Annotated in this window: 17 protein-coding genes; 10 read left to right on the top strand and 7 right to left on the bottom strand. The window is 54.9% G+C overall.

Going from position 1 to position 17,821, the window contains the following annotated elements; translation table 11 throughout:
• Window positions 1-31 precede the first annotated feature (31 nt).
• Window positions 32-886, bottom strand: coding sequence for a transcriptional regulator HexR (gene hexR / locus CXF87_RS13255; protein WP_101146915.1), 855 nt, complete (start codon window positions 884-886; stop codon window positions 32-34).
• 253 nt (window positions 887-1,139) lie between these two features.
• Here hexR and CXF87_RS13250 point away from each other — a divergent pair, with 253 nt between their 5' ends.
• On the top strand, window positions 1,140-1,355 hold the full coding sequence (locus tag CXF87_RS13250; protein ID WP_008956472.1) for a PA3496 family putative envelope integrity protein: 216 nt from the start codon (window positions 1,140-1,142) through the stop codon (window positions 1,353-1,355).
• Window positions 1,356-1,388: 33 nt separating this feature from the next.
• Here CXF87_RS13250 and CXF87_RS13245 read toward each other — a convergent pair whose 3' ends face one another.
• The gene (locus tag CXF87_RS13245; RefSeq protein ID WP_101146914.1) at window positions 1,389-2,732 is read right to left on the bottom strand and encodes a sodium-dependent transporter; all 1,344 of its coding nucleotides are present in this window, start codon (window positions 2,730-2,732) and stop codon (window positions 1,389-1,391) included.
• Between the two features lie 154 nt (window positions 2,733-2,886).
• Window positions 2,887-3,741: a DUF72 domain-containing protein gene (locus tag CXF87_RS13240; RefSeq protein ID WP_101146913.1), complete on the bottom strand. Its 855-nt coding sequence runs from the start codon at window positions 3,739-3,741 to the stop codon at window positions 2,887-2,889.
• Window positions 3,742-3,930: 189 nt separating this feature from the next.
• Here CXF87_RS13240 and hglS point away from each other — a divergent pair, with 189 nt between their 5' ends.
• From hglS to mscL, 3 genes are all read left to right on the top strand, one after another.
• Window positions 3,931-5,292 (top strand): 2-oxoadipate dioxygenase/decarboxylase HglS, encoded by a 1,362-nt coding sequence (gene hglS / locus CXF87_RS13235; protein ID WP_101146912.1) that lies wholly within the window; start codon window positions 3,931-3,933, stop codon window positions 5,290-5,292.
• 57 nt (window positions 5,293-5,349) lie between these two features.
• Window positions 5,350-5,796 carry a type II 3-dehydroquinate dehydratase gene (gene aroQ / locus CXF87_RS13230; protein ID WP_101146911.1) on the top strand — a complete coding sequence of 149 codons (447 nt, stop codon included), beginning with the start codon at window positions 5,350-5,352 and terminating at the stop codon, window positions 5,794-5,796.
• Between the two features lie 168 nt (window positions 5,797-5,964).
• Window positions 5,965-6,483, top strand: coding sequence for a large-conductance mechanosensitive channel protein MscL (gene mscL, locus CXF87_RS13225; protein ID WP_101146910.1), 519 nt, complete (start codon window positions 5,965-5,967; stop codon window positions 6,481-6,483).
• Between the two features lie 80 nt (window positions 6,484-6,563).
• On the opposite strand, the gene CXF87_RS13220 is transcribed toward mscL, so the two are convergent.
• Together CXF87_RS13220 and CXF87_RS22120 are read right to left on the bottom strand one after the other, a co-directional pair.
• Window positions 6,564-7,826, bottom strand: a complete 1,263-nt coding sequence (locus CXF87_RS13220; RefSeq protein WP_101146909.1) for a heme biosynthesis HemY N-terminal domain-containing protein — start codon at window positions 7,824-7,826, stop codon at window positions 6,564-6,566.
• Window positions 7,823-8,638, bottom strand: a complete 816-nt coding sequence (locus CXF87_RS22120; protein ID WP_008956499.1) for a uroporphyrinogen-III C-methyltransferase — start codon at window positions 8,636-8,638, stop codon at window positions 7,823-7,825. The genes CXF87_RS13220 and CXF87_RS22120 overlap by 4 nt, the downstream gene beginning before the upstream one ends.
• A gap of 172 nt (window positions 8,639-8,810) precedes the next feature.
• Between CXF87_RS22120 and CXF87_RS22115 the strand changes: the two genes are divergently transcribed.
• Window positions 8,811-9,383 (top strand): hypothetical protein, encoded by a 573-nt coding sequence (locus CXF87_RS22115; protein ID WP_232774925.1) that lies wholly within the window; start codon window positions 8,811-8,813, stop codon window positions 9,381-9,383.
• 33 nt (window positions 9,384-9,416) lie between these two features.
• On the opposite strand, the gene CXF87_RS13210 is transcribed toward CXF87_RS22115, so the two are convergent.
• Together CXF87_RS13210 and hemC are read right to left on the bottom strand one after the other, a co-directional pair.
• Window positions 9,417-10,196 (bottom strand): uroporphyrinogen-III synthase, encoded by a 780-nt coding sequence (locus CXF87_RS13210; RefSeq protein WP_101146907.1) that lies wholly within the window; start codon window positions 10,194-10,196, stop codon window positions 9,417-9,419.
• Entirely contained in the window at window positions 10,193-11,137 is a 945-nt protein-coding gene (gene hemC, locus CXF87_RS13205; protein ID WP_008956502.1) for a hydroxymethylbilane synthase, read from the bottom strand. Before hemC ends, CXF87_RS13210 begins: the two co-directional genes overlap by 4 nt.
• A gap of 135 nt (window positions 11,138-11,272) precedes the next feature.
• On the opposite strand from hemC, the gene CXF87_RS13200 reads away from it, so the two are divergent.
• The 5 genes from CXF87_RS13200 to dapF all read left to right on the top strand — a co-directional run bounded on the left by CXF87_RS13200 (window position 11,273) and on the right by dapF (window position 17,806).
• A complete protein-coding gene (locus CXF87_RS13200; protein ID WP_101146906.1) occupies window positions 11,273-14,056 on the top strand; it encodes a bifunctional diguanylate cyclase/phosphodiesterase in 2,784 nt (927 codons plus the stop codon).
• Window positions 14,057-14,137: 81 nt separating this feature from the next.
• A complete protein-coding gene (argH, locus tag CXF87_RS13195) occupies window positions 14,138-15,541 on the top strand; it encodes an argininosuccinate lyase (protein WP_101146905.1) in 1,404 nt (467 codons plus the stop codon).
• Window positions 15,538-15,669 (top strand): LPS translocon maturation chaperone LptM, encoded by a 132-nt coding sequence (gene lptM / locus CXF87_RS21665; RefSeq protein ID WP_157826555.1) that lies wholly within the window; start codon window positions 15,538-15,540, stop codon window positions 15,667-15,669. Before argH ends, lptM begins: the two co-directional genes overlap by 4 nt.
• A gap of 32 nt (window positions 15,670-15,701) precedes the next feature.
• Entirely contained in the window at window positions 15,702-16,973 is a 1,272-nt protein-coding gene (gene lysA, locus CXF87_RS13190; RefSeq protein WP_101146904.1) for a diaminopimelate decarboxylase, read from the top strand.
• Entirely contained in the window at window positions 16,973-17,806 is an 834-nt protein-coding gene (gene dapF, locus CXF87_RS13185) for a diaminopimelate epimerase (protein WP_101146903.1), read from the top strand. Before lysA ends, dapF begins: the two co-directional genes overlap by 1 nt.
• Window positions 17,807-17,821: the final 15 nt, after the last annotated feature.

Raw genomic sequence — 17,821 nt, 5'->3', positions numbered from 1 at the left:
CAGCAAACTGGCTGTGTATACAGGTTAACGATTACGACTCTTCAGGAAAGCGCAGCGTATTGAGGCTCTTTTTAACCGCTTTAAGCTGTTCGGCGAGTTTTGGGCCGCGGGTTTTAGCGACCCCGACGGCGAGCACATCAATCAGCACCAGATGGGCAATGCGCGAACTAAGCGGCGTGTAGATTTCGGTGTCTTCGTGAACATCGATATATAGCGGCAGGCTGACTTCTTCGGCGAGCGGGGAGCCGCTGGGACAGAGGCCAATCACCGTCGCGCCTGCCTCTCGGGCCAAGCGCACGCTGGCAACCAGCGCTTTGGTGCGGCCGGTTTGAGAAATGGCCACCACCACGTCACCCTCTTTTAGGGTTACCGCCGACATATTCTGCATATGAGGGTCGGCGTAGGCGGAGGTGGAAATTTGCAGCCGGAAAAACTTGTGCTGGGCGTCAAAGGCGACCGCGCCTGAGGCGCCAAAGCCATAGAACTCCACGCGATTAGCCATCGCTAGCGCATTAACCGCTCGGCCCAGGGCGTCGTTATCCAGCCGGTCACGCACAGAGAGCAGCGTGCCCACGGTCGAGTCAAAGATGCTATGGGAAAACTCAGCGACCGAGTCGCTATCGTTCATGGAAAATTGTGCAAACTGACTGCCGCTGGCCAGCATTTGCGCTAGCTGTAGCTTGAAATCCTGAAAGCCGTTACACCCCAGCGCACGGCAAAAGCGCACCACGGTCGGTTCGCTGACGGTGGCTTCAGTGGCCAGATCCACAATACGCATGTGGATGACCTCTTCGGGGTTGCGCAGTACAAACCGCGCCACTTTTTGCTCGGAGCGTCGAAAGTGCTCCATGCGGCGTCTCATTTCATCGAACAGGGCGCGACTCACGTTCAGCTCCTTGGCTCTTCAGCACACACTTGGCTTACTTCTAGCATTTGCCACAGTATGCCTGACTGATAGCGCAAATGGGCATGAAAAGCGTTGTTTAAGGTTAGCGTTAAAATGCCGTTAGGCACTTTTTTTAAGAATGTTCATCATTTTGTCAAGTAGGTTATAGTAAGAAGTGAAGTGCCGCACTGCATCAAACAGTCGTCACGGATGCAGGTGGACGAAGGCATATTCACCTGGAGGAACGTCGATTATGAGAAACGTCGAACGCATCACCTCGGTTAAAAGCGAACTGCTCGACATCTTTATGAGTATGCAAGTAGATGAACATGCCCAGCGTCAGCGGAGCGCTGCCCAGCGTAGCCTAAGAGCGCGTCGTGGGATTGAATTGCATCGAGAATTTCAGAAGCTATCGCGGGACATCGCCCCCTTGCCCGATGAAGATCGGCAAGAGAGCGAATTGCACTGAGGTTAGCAAACAGCAGGGAAGTGACAGCTTACCTTAAATAAGCCCTGTCACGAACACCGCAATAACGCCAGCGGGCGCTACATAGCGTGCGATGATGTTCCATACGCTTTTACCGGTCGCTGAAAGTTCAAGCTCGGCTTCGACACTTTTACGATCCAGGCACCAAGCGGCGAAGAGAATCGCGCCTAGCCCGGTTAGCGGCAGCATTATTTTGCTGGTCAGCGTATCCAGCAGGTCGAATACGCCCAGCCCAAACATGAGCGGCTCGCTCCAAACGTTGAACGATAGCAGTGCCGCAATGCCGAGCAACCAAGCCCCCACGCCGGCCACAACCGTTGCCATGACACGTCTGAGCGGCGTGCGCTCTTCAACGAACTCAACCACCGGCTCAAGCAGTGAAATCGCTGAGGTCAGCGCGGCAAACGTGAGCAACAAGAAGAACATCAAGCCTAGGATCAAGCCACCATCCATATTGCCAAACGCCAACGGCAGCGTGACGAAAATCAGCCCAGGGCCTGAGGCAAGATCCAGGTTGTTGGCAAACACAATCGGGAAAATGGCTAGCCCAGCGCCTAGGGCAATGACGGTGTCCATGATGATGACCGTGCGGGCGGTTTGCAGCAGGTTGATCTCTTTGCCCAAGTAAGAGCCGTAAGCCATCATGATGCCCATACCCAGTGAGAGGGTGAAGAAGGCGTGACCTAAGGCGGCCAGCACGGTTTCTGCGCTGAGCTTGCTCCAGTCCGGGTTGAACATGTACGTCAACGCTTCACCAAAGTGGCCGGTCGACATGCCGTAACCGATCAGCACAACGAGCAGCAGCGCGAGTACTGGCATTAGAATGCGTACAGCGCCTTCAAGCCCTTTGGTAACACCGCGGGCGACAATGCCAATCACCAGTAGCATAAAGATCGAATGGCCCAACAGCAGTAAGCCTGGGTTACTCAGCATGCCATTAAACAGGGCGCCAATCCCGTCGGCGTCTTGACCGCTAAAGGCACCGCTCACTGAGTTAACGGTGTAGTAGAGTGACCAGCCACCAATCACGCTGTAAAACGACAAAATCAAAAAGGCCCCAACAATGCCGCTAATGCCGACAATGGCCCATGCTTTTGGCTTGTTTGCGGTGCGGGCCAGTTCTGACATCGTGCTGGCAGGGTTCTTCTGGCCACGCCGCCCCAGTAGCCACTCGGAGACGAGAATGGGCAAGCCAATCAGTGCGATACAAAGTAAATACACAAATACGAAAGCAGCGCCGCCGCTTTCACCCACCATATATGGAAATTTCCAGATATTCCCTAGACCCACCGCTGAACCAGCGGCGGCCAGCACAAAGGTCATTCGCGATGACCACTGCGCGTGTGCGAGCTTCGCCATACATCACCTATGAAGTCGATTATTGTGTCAGTCACAGCGTGGTGTGCACGCTAATTTTCGAAAAACAGCGTCATTGTTAGCGTCTTTTTCGAAAGTAAGCGCAATTTATCTGATCGACTGCGAGCATGCCAGTTAGCTGGCCTAAAAAGGCGGCCTAAAACAGCTGGCTTTGCTTTTCACCGGCAAAGGGCTCAAGCGGGGGTAAGGGCGTCTCTTCTCCGAGTGCGTTATAAAGTAGGCGAGCCATGTGGGGGGACTCGCGGTTATCCGCAGTATGCACAAATAAGAAAGGGGTTTTCCCCTGACTTATCCACAGTTTTAGGCGAGCTTTCCAGGCGGTGAAGTAGTCACTGTTTATGGTTTTGTCAATATGACCAATGAAGCGAATTACCGGATAATTTGCCGTGGAAAGCACGTGTAGTGGGAGTTTTGGCTTTTCTTGCTGGGCATGAGCCAGGCCCATATGATCATTTGACGGGGTTGAAAAGAGCGGACGGACATCAAGCATCACGCGGTTGGCCGAATAAGTTATCAACAGGCGGTTAAGGGCAATTTCAGCGGCCCCTTTGTGGAAAAAATCAGGGTGGCGTACTTCTACCGCGCAAGGCAAATGAGCAGGCCAATCAGCGAGCAACGCTTCCAACTGAGGGAGTTCTTGAGGGCCAAAGTCGCGGGGTAGTTGAACCATGGTGGGCCCAAGGCGATCGTGCAGCGGTTCAAGGGCGGCTAAAAATGCCCATGCGTCTTCTAAATGGGTAAGCCGTTGATCGTGAGTGACGGTTGCCGGTAATTTAAAACAAAAACGAAAGTGGGGTGGCGCCTGGCGTGCCCAAGCGGCGACTGTTTCCGGTTTTGGAATACCGCTATAAAACGTAGTGTTACCTTCAACGCTCGAAAACACCGCGGCATAATCGCTTAATAGCTCGGTTTTGGCATGGCGCGGATAAAGACTGCCGAGCCAGTCTTGATTGGCCCACATGGGCAAACCTAAATAAAGCGGAAGCGTCATTGATGGCGTGCCTAGGTTCATAAGATCAAGCGCTAATGTAACAGTTTAAAATACCTACTCGTTAAGGTGAGGGGGCTTTTAGGTGTAGCAAGGTGCGGAAAAAGTGAAATTGTTAAGGCACCGATAGCGCTACTATGTAGGTACAGCCTTTTATGGGCAGATATAGCCGTTTATAAATAGGACAATTCCATGAGTTCAGCGTACGTTAGCAGTGATGAAATCCGCGATCAGTTTTCCAGCGCGATGTCAGCGATGTATCAGCAGGAAGTGCCGCAATACGGCACCTTGTTGTCGCTGGTCGAGGCTGTTAATCGAGAGGTGCTAGCTGCTAATCCAGAACTTAACGGTGCACTGCAGGAGGGCGACGAGCTGGCCCGCATCAATGTTGAACGCCACGGTGCGATTCGCGTGGGCAGCGCTGACGAGCTTGCCATGCTACGGCGAATGTTCGCGGTAATGGGAATGGAGCCGGTGGGCTATTATGACCTGGCGGCGGCGGGCGTGCCGGTGCACTCCACAGCATTTCGTCCGGTCGCCGATCGTGCGCTCAAGCGTAATCCCTTTCGTGTCTTTACCTCGCTGCTGCGCCTGGAACTCATCGAAAAGGCCGAACTCCGCGAACAGGCAAGCGCCATTTTAAGCTCACGGGATATTTTTACTGATAATGTGAAAACGCTCATTGAAGGCTTCGAGCAGCAGGGTGGGCTTAGCGCCGCCGATGCCGAGCAGTTCGTTCAGGAAGCGCTGGAAACGTTCCGCTGGCATGACAACGCCACAGTCGATTTGGCGACTTATGACCGTTTGCATCATGAGCATCGCTTGATCGCCGACGTGGTCTGTTTCCGCGGCCCACACATTAACCACCTAGCGCCGAGAACGTTAGATATTGATGAAGTACAGCGACGTATGCCAAGCGTGGGTATTGATCCCAAAGCTACCATTGAAGGCCCGCCCCGCCGCAACTGCCCGATACTCTTGCGCCAGACCAGTTTCAAAGCGTTAGAGGAGACCATCGCTTTCGCAGATGCCGCCGAAGGCAAACATACTGCTCGTTTTGGCGAGATCGAGCAGCGCGGTATTGCGCTAACTAAAAAAGGGCGCGAGCTTTATGATCGCCTGCTGACGACGGCGCGAGAAAGTGCGCCCAAGGGGGCGGATAATGACACTCATCAAGCCCATTTAGCGGAAGTTTTCACCGCGTTCCCCGATGATTACGCCATTCTGCGTCGGGAAGCGTTAGCATTCTTCCATTACCACGCGGTGCAGGGCGTGCCGGTGCAAGGGCCTGTTTCGATAGAGCAGGTGGATAGCCTGATTCAGCAGGGCACCCTGTCAGTCACACCGATGATTTATGAAGGTTTCTTACCGGTGAGTGCGGCTGGCATTTTTCAGTCCAATCTGGGCGAAAGCAGTCGCGATAACTACGGCAGTAGCGCCAGCCAACAGCAATTCGAGCAGGCTTTAGGGACTACCGTCATTGATGAGATTGAGCTTTACACTCAGCGCCAACAAGCATCGCTTGAACAGGCGCTGGCGCAGTTAGTGGTTTGAGCGATAGATCAACCATTTTTATTGATATGTTCAATACAAGTAGGGTAGTAAAACGTTATGAGTAAAGGAAAGGTACTAGTATTACATGGGCCTAATTTAAATTTATTAGGTAGTCGTCAACCTGAAATCTATGGCTACACGACATTAGATGATGTGAATAATATGTTGCGAGAGAAAGCGGTAATGGCCGACTGGGACATGCTGTGTTTGCAAAGTAACCATGAAGGCGCCTTGATCGATGCTATCCATGCCGCCCGCCTGGATGGCACCCAAGCAATTATTATCAACCCCGCTGCCTATACCCACACCTCCGTGGCCATTCTTGATGCCCTTAATGCTTTCGATGGCACAGTGATTGAGGTGCATCTATCGAATGTGCACAAGCGAGAAGCCTTCCGGCATCACTCCTATGTCTCGCTGCGTGCCGATGGAGTAATCGCCGGACTAGGGGTTCAAGGCTATAAAGCTGCCTTTCAGGCGGTCATTGCAACAAACAAGATATGATGAAAGTAAGAAGAAAGATTAAAGTGGCGTGGCCTTGGATTATACGGCGCAAAAATCCAGAGAAGCGATACACTCTTAATAAGCCCGCGAGCGATATCTGTCTTTCTTCCTCAGCAAACATGGCATGTCTTTATCTCAACATCGCCTAGACGCAAGAGTGGAGGCTCAATGACAAAATTTTTCCAGGAATTTCGAGAGTTTGCGGTAAAAGGCAATGTGGTCGATATGGCGGTGGGCATCATCATCGGCGGGGCGTTTACGCTGATTGTGCAGAGCCTGGTGGCGGATGTGATGAACCCGCTGATTGGGTTGCTGGTAGGCGGTGTCGATTTTTCAAATCTGTTTGTGGTGTTACGCCAAGGGGCGGTGGGCGGCCCTTATGCGACGCTGGCGGATGCGCAAGCCGCTGGGGCGGTGACATTGAACGTGGGGCTGTTTATTAATGCGGTCGTCAGCTTTACGATTGTCGCTTTCGTGGTGTTCCTGTTGGTACGCACCATCAACCGGTTAAAGCGCGAAGAGGCAGTGGCGCCTGCGAGTCCTACGGAGCAGCCTTGCCCGTATTGTTTAATGGTGGTGCCTATCAAAGCCACACGGTGTGGACACTGCACGGCGGCCTTGCCGTCCCCAGAGGCATCGGCTGAACCTTTGTCTCCTCAGCCCACTGAAACGCCGGTTGCCAAGTAATCGTCCAAAGCAAAAAGGTGCCTATTCAGGCACCTTTTTGCGTGTTCTAAAGCCGCTTTTTCAATGATAGAAATGCTAGGTTAAGCGCGTTTTTTGGCCGCTTTCGTATCCGGCTTTTGACTATCGTTCGCATCGCTTGGTTGGGGCAGCGAAGGTAGCGACTTGGCCAGCATTTCAACGCTGTGGCGGTAGTAAAGCTGACTTTTGTTATGCTCACCAAGGCTTGCATAAAGGCGGGCAAGTTCAGCACATACCACGCCATTGGGGCGTTGACGCTGGCTGGCTTCGAAGTACTCCTGCGCTTTTTCCCACTGGCCAACACGCAGAGAGAGACGACCACAGGCGAGCAGCAGTTCAGGATCATTGGGGCGTTCCTGCAGCCACTTCTCAGCTTTCGCCAGTTGGCGTCCTGCGTCCACATTCAGCAGGCCATAGCGTTTCACCAAGCGCGCGTCCCAGTGATGATCCAGCGAGTGGTTGAGCAAACGCTCGGCAATCGGCTCCTCGTTAGCCTGAATCAGCGCTTCGGTGTAGAGCACGATTAGCTCGGTGTTGCCGCGCAGGTAGTCGGGCATGTCGGCCCACAGCCCCCGCACTCGTTCAATATTGGTGGGGTTTTGCGCTTCAAACACGATCAGTTCGCGGTAGGCTTTAAATTCCAGCTGCTCACGCTCTTGCTGGGTAATCAGCTTTTGCGCAGCTAGCCTTGGAATCAAGCGCCGTAAGCCTTCCCAGTCGTTGACGCTCAAATGCACCTGTTTGAGTAGCTTGAGTACCTGCGGGTGGTTCGAGAGCTTTTTATCCAACCGGTTCAGGATCGCCAGCGCCTCTTCCGGCTGCTGACGCTCAATCATCATTTGCGCCTGCATCAAGCCCACCGCGGTATCGGCGCCGTCGGTGGTTAGCTGCGCTTGGTTGAGATGCTCTTGGGATTTTGCGTGATGCCCTTGGTAATGCGCGGCCAGGGCCGCCGAGAGGTAGTTGACCAGTGGTGTGCTAGAGTCGTCAGCGGCATTCACCAAGGTCTTTTCGGCTTTTTTCCAGCGGCCTTCGGTGAGCGCTACCAAGCCACGCTGAGTGCGCTGCATGGCGCGGCGGTTGCGGGCACGGCTGTTCCAGGTGCGAAAGCGTCCCATGGGGCGAATAATGCCGCTGAGTAAGCGCAGTACAAAGTGCAGCACGACAAACGCCGCAAACAGCAGCACTAGGCCAAACCAGAAAGAGGTTTGAATAGATGAGTCGCCCACGCGGATCAGCCAGTAACCGGGTACCGACATCATCAGGTGCCCAAACAGGGCCCCGACGGCAAGCCCGGCGACAATGAGGAGAACGAGCTTTCTCATGCATCACCTCCGCTTTGGCCACGCGTCTCATAGCGATTCTCAATAAAGCGTGCCAGTTCCTGCTGAGAGGCGCTGATATCCGGCAGCTCCGGTTTAACCTCGGCTTGCTGTAGCTCCTCTAGACGAGTAATAACGCTTTGCGTCTCTTCGCGAGTGGTGTCGTAGTAGTCGTTTAGCAGCTGTAGCGCTTTATCGATACTCGCATCATAAAGCTCTTTTTCTTCATTGAGCAGGGCTAGCTGAGTCTGCTCCAGTACTAAGCGCAGGCTTTGGCGCAGGTAAGACTCTTGCTCCGGGGTAATCAGTGCTTCCAGGGCTTCGTCGTGATGGCGAACCACCACCAAGTCTTTGAGCTCTTCACCGAAACGCGCTAGCTGGCGCTGGAACGTGCCGGTAGGCGGCTGCTCGATACTCGACGTTACCGCCTGCTCTTCAATTTCTTGCGAGAGACGCAGTTCAGAAATGCGCTCCTGCTGCGCATTCAGTGCTAGGTAGAGCCCTGTACGGTCAACCTGGGGCACGGCGTCAAGCGCGGCTAGCTCATTGGCAATCGCTTCGCGAACGGGGGTCAGCGCGGGGTTATCCGCATCGACCAAGCGTGCATCGGCAGTGCGCAGTAGCGCGGCGGCGCCATCAACGTCGCCTTCTAGCTGCAGGCGTTGGTTGGCTAGGCGTAGTAGATAAGCGGCTTCGGCATGCAGCCATTCGCGCTCGTCGGTGTCCTGCTCTTGTGAGAGCTGGTCAAGCACTTGGCCCAGCGTCTCGTCGACATCACTACGGTAGCTGTCAAACTCACTACGCAGCTCTTCCATGGTGCTTTGAGTTGCTTCATTGCGCTCCGCTTCACCGCTGTCTAAACGCGACTCAAGGTCGCTGACTGCCTGTTGCGAAGCGCTACCTTCAGCCTGTTGCGCCAGTTCGTCGAGGCGTTGTTGCTGGCTTTCCAGACGCTGCCAGCCTTGCCAAGCAACGAGCGCTAAGGCAATGGCTAAGATAAGTACCAGGGCGATGGCGAGACCGCTGCCCTTTTTACCGCTATTCCCGCCGCTATTGTTTCCACCGCTACTATTTCCACTACCACTGTTTCCACCATCACTATTTCCACTGCCATTGCCCGCGCTACCAGCCTTGCCGGTAGCAGGTTTTGCAGCAGTGGAACCTGAAGAAGCGTTAGCAGTGGTGCTTGAAGGGCTTGGTGCAGCCGCGCTCGGCGAAGCTGTGCTGCTGCCTTTAGCCGCGCTGGAAGTCGTCGTCGGCGTTGCATCCGCTGGTTTTGCCCCCGCCTGTGAAGTGCCGGGCACGGCAGGGTTCTTTTCTGAGGCGCTGTTTGAGGTGCTATCTGAAGAGCTAGTAGCAGTTGAGCCCGTATTCTGGGATCCTTTTCCACGCCGCCGTGAACGACTATTTTTAGCCCCACTATTAGTAGACGGTGTTGCTGAGCTAGACGGGGGAGACTGCGTGCTAGGCTCAGTGGCGTCGGTAGTGGAAGCTGCTTTGTTAGTCGTCGTAGGGACGCCTTGGGAGGCATCGGCGGACGTAGGTTGTACATCGTCCTGATCGTTTACTTGTTTGCTCATCTGTCGCTAGCCCTTAGTAAGTTCCTTGATCGACATCGGCACCCTGTGGGTCGCAGGTCTCCAACGCCGCTATCAACGCAGCTGGCGTTGCTCCGGACGCCACCTTGAGGTTAGAAAACCCCAGTATGCCAGCCAGTGTAGCCAAACGGCGACTGGAAACGATTAGCGGTTGGTTCAAGGCCGCCTGATTACACCATTTTGCCAGATGTTCCAGCAGTTCGCTGCTGGTGACGATCAACGCCCGATAATTACCTGAAAAAAGGCGCGCCTGCTGAGCAGGTGCTAGAGCATGAAAGGTGCGCCGATACACGGCAATGCGCGTCACCTTTGCACCCCGCTCGGCAAGCGTTTCAGCGAGCAGGGGCCGGCCGCCTTCACCGGCCACCAGTAGAACACGCTGATGCGCTAATTGCTGCAGCGATGCAAGCGCCAGCAGCGCTTCGCTGGTATCTTCGCCCGCGGTGGGTGAAGGCACATGGACGCGGATTCCCAATTGATCGTAAAGCGTACTCGCGGTGGCGCTGCCAACACTATAGTAGTCAATTCCCACCGGTAGCTGCGGCCAGAAGCGATCCAGCGCCTCACTTAAGCAGGTGGCAGCAAAAGGGCTGATGACAATTATCTTACGGTACTGATCAATATCCAGCCAAATTTGCCGCATGGCGGTGTCTTCTGGCAGTGCTTCAAGCTGCATCACATTGAGTGATTCAACGCTTTCGCCCTGGTTGCGCAACGCCGCCGCTAACGCTTCGCCGCGTTCCCCTGGGCGGCAGATCAGTACCGGTTGGCTCATATTTCGCGGCCGTAAACCTCTGCCAAAATATCGCCAGCGCCTTGGTCGAGCAGCTCTTCGGCAATGCGAATACCCAGCGCTTCAGGTTCATGCATCGAGCCTCGCCCTTCGGCGCGTAGCACTTCTGTACCCTCAGGGTTGCCGACCAGGCCGCGCAGCCACAAGGTTTCATTATCCAGGTCCAGCACCGCATGGCCCGCAATAGGCACTTGGCAACCGCCTTCTAAGCGCGTGTTCATGGCCCGCTCTGCACGCACGCGCGTGGCAGTATCGGCGTCATCCAGCGGCGCCAGCAACGCAACGAGTTCGGGGTCATGCAGACGGCATTCGATACCTAACGCGCCTTGGCCGCAGGCGGGCAAGCACACTTCCGGTGGAAGCGCCTGAGCAATGCGCTCATCCAAACCCAAGCGTTTAAGGCCCGAGGTTGCCAGAATGATGGCGTCGAATTCGCCCGCATCTAGCTTGGCCAACCGCGTTTGCACATTGCCGCGTAGATTAAGAATTTGCAGGTCAGGGCGGGCTTCTCGCATTTGCAGGCCACGGCGTAGGCTGGCTGTACCAATACGCGCCCCTTCTGGAAGCTCATCAATGCTAGAGTAGTGGTTGGATACAAATGCATCAGTTGGGTCGGCGCCCTCTAGAATGACCGACAAGCCCAGTCCTTCAGGAAAGTGCATCGGCACATCCTTCATGGAGTGAACGGCAATATCGGCGCGACCGTCCAGCATGGCGTCTTCCAGTTCTTTGACGAACAAACCCTTGCCGCCAATCTTTGAAAGCGGCGTATCAAGAATTTTATCGCCCTTGGTTGAAAGTGCTACAAGCTCGACTTCCAGGCCACTGTGCTCCGCCATTAAGCGGTCGCGAACGTACTCAGCCTGCCACATAGCCAGTTGGCTTTTACGCGTGGCAATGCGCAGTTTGGTGATAGATAGCACGTTATTCTCCCTAATACCGCAGACACGGCGAGTCAAACTATGATAAACCTCATCATAAAGCACCGAGCGTCCCAGTAAAAATAACGGAGCCAATTATGCTCTCGCAACGTGTCTTTTCATTGCCTAGGAAATCGTATGCCCTCAGTGCTTACTAAAGGTCAGTTGGATCAGTTCTTTCTGCTCTCGCAGGATCTGTTCTGCTGTATCGACTTTCAGGGCACACTGCTTGAGGTTAATCCGGCCTTTGAATCGCTGTTGGGGTATTCAGCCGGTGCGTTGATCGGGCGCCGCTGCGGATTGGTGGTAGATCCGCAGGATTATCCGGTGATTGAAGCGGCGCTGGTGCGTATGCAGCACAGGGGAATTGTTGCCCCCTTTGAAGTCCGCGCCATCTCCGTGTCTGGGGAGGTCCATTGGATTGAAATCACCCCAACTGCCGGTGGTGATGTTATTTATATTATTGCCCGGGTCATTACACAGCGTAAGTTGGCAGAAGCACAGTTATTAAGCAACCAGCGGCTATTTAAAATAGCCGGTGAAACGGCGCTGATAGGCGGTTGGTACATGGACATGGCCGTAGGGCTGCCTAACTGGTCGGATGAAGTTTCCCGCCTGCATGGTATGGCTCCCGGTTTCCAACCGACCGTTGAACAGGCAATAGGGTTTTATGCGCCCGCCTCTCAGCCGCGTATTTTGGAAGTCTTTACCGCCTGCTGCCAACAGGGAGTAAGTTTTGACGAAGAGCTAGAGGTGATTACTTACCAAGGTAAGCATATCTGGGTGCGTGTTATTGGTAAGGCCGTGCGCGATGAGCGGGGGGAAATTAGTCAGGTGGAGGGCTCGACGCAAGATATTACTGAGCAAAAACAGCTGCGTGAAAATCTAACCCAGCTTGCGCAACGACTCACCATTACGCTTGACAGTATCACCGATGGTTTCTTCACTTTAGATACGGATTGGCGCTTTACCTACGTTAATAGTGAGGCGGAGCGTATTTTAAAGCGCCGCGAAGGCGAGCTGCTGGGCCAGCATATTTGGCAGAGCTTTCCTGATGCAAAAGGCAGCTACTTTGACGACGAATATCAACGTGCGGCTAGCCAACAAACGGCGGTACATTTTGAAGCTTTCAATCCGCGGTTAGAGTTATGGCTGGAAGTGCATGTTTATCCTTCAGCTGAAGGGCTTACCGTCTATTTTCGCGACATTAGCGAGCGCAAAGCGAGTGAGCATCAGCTGAAGCTGCTAGAGCGTAGTGTGGAATCAAGCACCAACGGGGTGATTATTGTCGCTGCCCAAAGCAGCGATCTCCCTATGGTCTACGTCAATGCCGCCTTTGAGCGCATAACCGGTTATTCGCGCAGTGAGGCGCTGGGGCGTAATTGCCGGTTCTTGCAGGGCGAAGATACCGACCCCGCTACCGTCAAACTGCTGCAGGAAGGTATTGCTCAGCAGCACGAAGTGCACGTAGTGATCCGTAACTATCGGCGTGATGGTTCGATTTTTTGGAACGACTTGTATATTTCGCCAGTGCGCGACGAAACAGGTGACGTGACTCACTATCTGGGTGTTCAAAACGATGTATCTGAACAGCGCGAATATCAGGCCCAGCTTACCTATAACGCCAATCACGATGCGCTGACCGGGCTGCCTAATCGAGTAATGCTTGGTCAGCGCTTGGAAGAGGGGTGCGTGTTAGCACGTCGCTACCAGCGCTTTATTGCCGTTCTGTTTATTGATCTGGATGATTTTAAACCCATTAACGATACGCTCGGCCATGAGGTGGGCGACTTTATCTTAGTCGAGGTTGCCAAGCGTCTTGAAGATGAACTACGCCCTTGGGACACCGTGGCGCGCTTTGGCAGCGACGAGTTTGTTGTTTTACTGCCCGACTTAGCCCATGAAAAAGACGTGATACAGGTGGTGGAGCGCGTGCTGCAGAGGCTTTCGCCGCCGTATTGGTACCGTGGCAGCGAGCTGCGTATTACCGCCAGCATCGGCATTGCTATCAACGATGGCAATATGAAAAACCCTCGCCAACTTATCCAACAAGCAGATTTGGCCATGTACAAGGCCAAGCGACGCGGACGCAACACCTACCACTGGTATACTGAAGACTTAAATCGCAAGGTAAGTGAGCGGGTCAGTTTACGCAGTGCGCTTCAGCAAGCCATTGAGCAACAACAGTTTACGCTTTATTACCAGCCACAAGTCCATGCCCCGAGTGGCCGCGTGGTAGGCGTAGAAGCATTAATCCGCTGGCAACATCCAGAGCGCGGTAATGTTCCGCCGTCTGATTTCATCAGCTTGGCAGAAGATACCGGGCAGATCATACCGATCAGCGATTGGGTGCTAGCGACCGCTTGCCGGGATGCCCAGCAGCTTAATGCCATGGGTGTTGGCCCGATCACCATGGCGGTCAATATCTCCCCGATGCAGTTTCAACGCCCCGGTTTTCTGGCCTCTATTCAACAGGTGCTGACCCAGAGTAGCTTAGCGCCAGTCCTGCTAGAGCTTGAAATTACCGAGGGGGTTTTAATGGACAGCGCCGAACAAGCAATCCAGGCATTAGCGGATTTGTCTGCGTTGGGCGTTCATATTGCCTTAGACGATTTTGGCACCGGCTTCTCTAGCTTGAGCTACCTTAAGCGCCTGCCGATTAATAAAATTAAAATTGACCGTTCGTTTGTGCGCGATGTGATTACCGATCGCAACGATGCGGCCATTATCGATGGTATTGTCGCCATGGCGGGAAAAATGGGGTTAGGAGTACTAGTGGAAGGGGTAGAGACGCTGGAGCAGTTTGCCTACCTTGAACAGCACCACTGCCACTACTTTCAAGGCTACTACTTCGCTCGTCCTATGCCCTTAGATGCCCTCTGCGCATTTTTGGCATCACCCCCTGTGTTTGCTGCTCGCTGACCGGCGACTCTGGTACACTTTCCGCAACGACTCCCACTTTCCGTAACGACTTTTACGTTTTGTCAGCAGGATATACCTTCGATGAGCCAAGCAACGAATCAGTCTTGGGGCGGTCGCTTTAGCGAGCCCACCGATGCCTTTGTCGCACGTTTCACCGCGTCTGTGACTTTCGACCAGCGCCTAGCGCGCCAGGATATTCAGGGCTCTATCGCCCACGCCACCATGTTAGCCCGTGTAGGCGTACTCACCGATGATGAACGCGACGCCATCATTAACGGCCTTAATGAGATTCAGGCCGAAATCGAGCGCGGCGAGTTTAACTGGTCGGTGCCGTTAGAAGACGTGCACATGAATATCGAGGCGCGGCTGACCGAAAAGATCGGCATTACCGGCAAAAAACTCCACACCGGGCGTTCGCGTAACGACCAGGTCGCCACCGATATTCGCCTGTTTATGCGCGACGAGATCGATGTGATCGAAGTGGAGCTAAAGCGCCTGCGCGAAGGCATGATCGAGTTGGCTGATCGTGAAGCCGAGACTATCATGCCCGGCTTTACCCACTTGCAAACCGCCCAGCCGGTTACCTTTGGGCACCATATTTTAGCCTGGCAAGAGATGCTGGCGCGTGACCATGAACGCCTGCTGGACTGTCGCAAGCGCGTCAACGTGATGCCGCTGGGCGCGGCCGCATTGGCTGGCACTACTTATCCAATTGACCGCCACGTGACCGCAGAGCTACTAGGCTTTGACCGCCCGTCAGAAAACTCTCTGGATGCCGTTTCAGACCGCGACTTTGCGATTGAATTTACCAGCTTTGCCAGCATTCTACTGATGCATCTGTCGCGCATGAGTGAGGAGTTGGTGCTGTGGACCAGCGCCCAGTTCGACTTTATCGATCTACCTGACCGTTTCTGCACCGGCTCTTCGATCATGCCGCAGAAGAAGAACCCTGACGTGCCCGAGCTGGTGCGCGGCAAAACCGGCCGGGTATATGGTCACCTGATGTCGCTACTCACGCTGATGAAATCGCAGCCGTTGGCTTACAACAAAGACAACCAGGAAGATAAAGAGCCGCTGTTCGATGCGGTGGATACCGTGCGCGACTGCTTAAAAGCCTTCGCCGACATGGTGCCCGCGATTGAACCCAAAAAAGCCAGCATGTATGAAGCGGCGCGGCGCGGCTTCTCCACCGCGACGGATTTGGCTGACTACCTGGTGCGCAAAGGCGTGGCCTTCCGCGATGCTCATGAAATTGTTGGTCAGTCAGTCGCCTATGGCCTAAAAACCGAAAAAGATCTGTCTGAAATGAGCCTTGATGAGCTCAAGCAGTTCTCCGCTACCATCGAGCAGGATGTGTTCGAGGTACTTACCCTGGAAGGTTCGGTAGCTGCCCGTAACCACATTGGCGGCACCGCGCCAAACCAAGTGCGGGCTGCCGCCCAGCGAGCGCGTGAGGCACTCAGCGCACTCAGGGCGGGCGCATGAAAACGTTGGCAATCTTGACCCTTACCACGCTGCTGTTAACCGGGTTGGCAGGCTGTGGGCAAAAAGGGCCGCTGTATTTGCCGGACGATGCACCTGCTGATGAGCAGTCTAGTCAGGCGTCTAAATAGACCGTTGCAGGCCAGGAGAAGGGGAAAGCACTATGGATCATTTTAATTACCGCGATGGCGTGCTGTATGCCGAAGACGTGCCGCTATCACGGATTGCCGACGAGCACGGCACGCCGTGCTACGTCTACTCAAAAGCGACGTTTGAGCGTCACTTTCGCGCTTACACTGAAGCGCTGGGCGGCCATCCGCACCTGATTTGCTACGCGGTGAAGGCGAATTCCAACCTGGCAGTGCTGGGCCTTTTGGCCAAGCTCGGCGCGGGGTTTGATATTGTCTCTATCGGCGAACTTGAGCGCGTGCTTAAAGCCGGTGGTGACCCGGTCAACGTGGTGTTTTCCGGCGTGGCCAAGCAGGCCCACGAAATGGCTCGTGCGCTAGAAGTGGGCATTAAGTGCTTTAACGTTGAGTCGCGTCCGGAGCTTGAGCGCTTGAACCGCGTTGCCGGTGAGCTGGGAAAAACCGCGCCGGTCTCGCTACGAGTGAACCCGGATGTGGACGCGGGAACCCATCCGTATATCTCCACCGGTTTGAAAGATAACAAGTTCGGCATCCCGGTAGATGAAGCGCTGGATGTTTACGAACTAGCCGCGAGCCTGCCTAATCTGAAGGTGAAGGGGCTCGATTGTCACATTGGTTCTCAGCTTACCGAAACGGCGCCCTTTCTGGATGCCCTTGATCGCTTGCTGATGCTCATGGAGCGCCTGCGTGAACGCGGCATCGAAATCGAACATCTCGATTTAGGCGGCGGTTTGGGTGTGCCTTACCGCGATGAAAAACCGCCCCAGCCGTTTGATTACGCCAGCCAGCTGTTGGCACGGTTATCGCGCTGGGAAGGTGGTGAAGCGCTGACACTGTTGTTTGAGCCCGGCCGTTCCATCGCCGCCAATGCCGGTGTCATGCTCACTCGGGTAGAGTTTCTCAAGCCCGGCGAAACCAAAAACTTCGCCATTGTCGATGCCGCCATGAACGACTTGATTCGCCCGGCGCTGTATCAGGCGTGGCAGGCGATTGTGCCCGTCGATACCCGCGAAGTGCGCGAAAGCGCCCTTTACGATGTGGTGGGTCCGGTATGCGAAACGGGTGATTTTCTGGGCAAAGAGCGCGAACTGGCAATTGCCGAAGGCGATCTGCTGGCGGTGCGTTCGGCGGGGGCTTACGGCTTTGTCATGGCGTCGAACTATAACAGCCGCCCTCGCGCCGCCGAGTTAATGGTCGATGGCGACAACTGCCACGTGGTACGTGCACGGGAAACTGTCGCCAGCCTGTGGGCGGGTGAGGCGCTGCTGCCTGAAGGGGAGCGCTGATGCTTTTACACTTCACCAAAATGCATGGTCTAGGCAATGACTTTGTCATGGTGGATCTGGTCACTCAGCGCGCCCGGTTGGATGCAGCGCAAATCCGCGCCCTGGCGGACCGGCGCTTTGGCATAGGCTTCGACCAACTGCTAGTGGTGGAGCCGCCCCGTGATCCAGAAATGGATTTTCGCTACCGCATTTACAACGCCGACGGCAGTGAAGTGGAAAACTGTGGCAACGGCGCGCGCTGTTTTGCCCGCTTTGTACGCGACCAGCGGCTCACCCATAAGCATGAAATCCATGTGGAAACTGCAGGCGGACCCTTGGTGCTGAACGTGCAGCACGACGGCATGGTGCGTGTGGATATGGGCCGCCCGCGGTTTAGTCCTTTGGCGCTGCCGTTCGATGCTCCAGGGGACCAACCACTGCACCGCTTAGAAGTGGGCGATGAAACACTGCAGATCGGTGTGGTTTCCATGGGTAATCCTCATGCGGTGATTCAGGTCGACAATGTGGACACTGCGCCGGTCGAGCGCCTGGGGCCGTTGGTGGAAGCGCATCCTCGTTTTCCCAAGCGTGTTAACGTGGGCTTTATGCAGGTCGTCTCGCCCAGCGAAATCCGTCTGCGCGTGTATGAGCGCGGCAGTGGCGAAACGCTGGCTTGCGGTACCGGTGCTTGCGCCGCCGTGGCCAGCGGTATCCGTCAGGGGCTGCTGAAAAGTCCCGTGAAGGTTCATTTGCCCGGTGGAGAACTCAGCATTGAGTGGCCTGATCCTGAAGGGGCGCTAACGATGGTGGGACCGGCTACACGCGTCTTCGATGGCCGCGTAGCCCTTAATTAATTCGAGGAGAACGGC

The sequence above is a fragment of the Halomonas sp. MES3-P3E genome (assembly GCF_002836035.1).
GTDB lineage: Bacteria > Pseudomonadota > Gammaproteobacteria > Pseudomonadales > Halomonadaceae > Vreelandella > Vreelandella arctica.
Note: the sequence above shows the minus strand (reverse complement) of the source record. Positions and strands in the feature narration are given on the sequence as shown.